Source organism: Geminisphaera colitermitum TAV2, assembly GCF_000171235.2.
Lineage (GTDB): Bacteria > Verrucomicrobiota > Verrucomicrobiia > Opitutales > Opitutaceae > Geminisphaera > Geminisphaera colitermitum.
Map to the genome: position 1 here is coordinate 1 of NZ_ABEA03000225.1, position 777 is coordinate 777.

1 protein-coding gene and 1 pseudogene are annotated in these 777 nt (G+C 58.0%); both read left to right on the forward strand.

Translation table 11 applies throughout. From position 1 onward, the window contains the following. Nucleotides 1–356: pseudogene (gene sucA, locus OBACDRAFT_RS24700) on the forward strand (2-oxoglutarate dehydrogenase E1 component); the annotation flags it as partial. A 136-nt stretch (nt 357–492) separates the two neighbouring features. Beyond that, nucleotides 493–777 (forward strand): lipoyl domain-containing protein (locus OBACDRAFT_RS24705; protein ID WP_043589908.1); only part of this gene is annotated, 285 nt, incomplete at its 3' end.

The window sequence follows — 777 nt, forward strand, 5'->3', positions numbered from 1 at the left end:
CCGCCGTCCGCCGCGTCATTCTCTGCTCCGGCAAGGTTTATTACGACCTCCACCACTACCGCATCACCAACGGCATCGAGGACGTCGCCCTCATCCGGGTCGAACAGTTGTATCCGTTGCACAAGGACAAACTCGCCGGCATCGCCAAAACCTACTCCCACGCCCACCTCGCCTGGTGCCAGGAGGAACCGCAAAACATGGGCGGCTGGACCTACATCGCCCCCCAACTCGAAGAAATCTTCGGACGCAAACCCGCCTACTACGGCCGCGATGCCGCCGCCTCCCCCGCCGTCGGCGCCCTTGCCCTTCACAAGATGGAACTCAACACTTTCCTCAAAGCCGCCTTCGCCGAATAAAAATTAACCACAAAGACACGAAGGAACGGCGATCAAACCACACCGAGAACAAACCCAACATGGATTTCCCTCTGGATTGAACTTTGTGTCTTTGTGCCTCTGTGGTTAATTTTTCCCCCTTCTTCATTTACCGACCATGCCAACCATCGACGTTAAAATCCCTCCCATGGGCGAATCCATCCTCACCGGCGTCCTCGCCAAGTGGCGTGTCGCCGACGGCGACATTGTCGCCAAGGACCAGCCCCTTTTCGAACTCGAAACCGACAAAATCACCTCCGAAGGCACCGCTGAAACCGCAGGCAAAATCACCCTGCAAGTCCCTGAAGGCACCGAAGTCAAAATCGGTCAGATCGTCGCCACCATCGACCCCGCCACCACCGTAGGGGCTTCGCTTGCGAAGCCCGCGCCCGCCAACGCAATC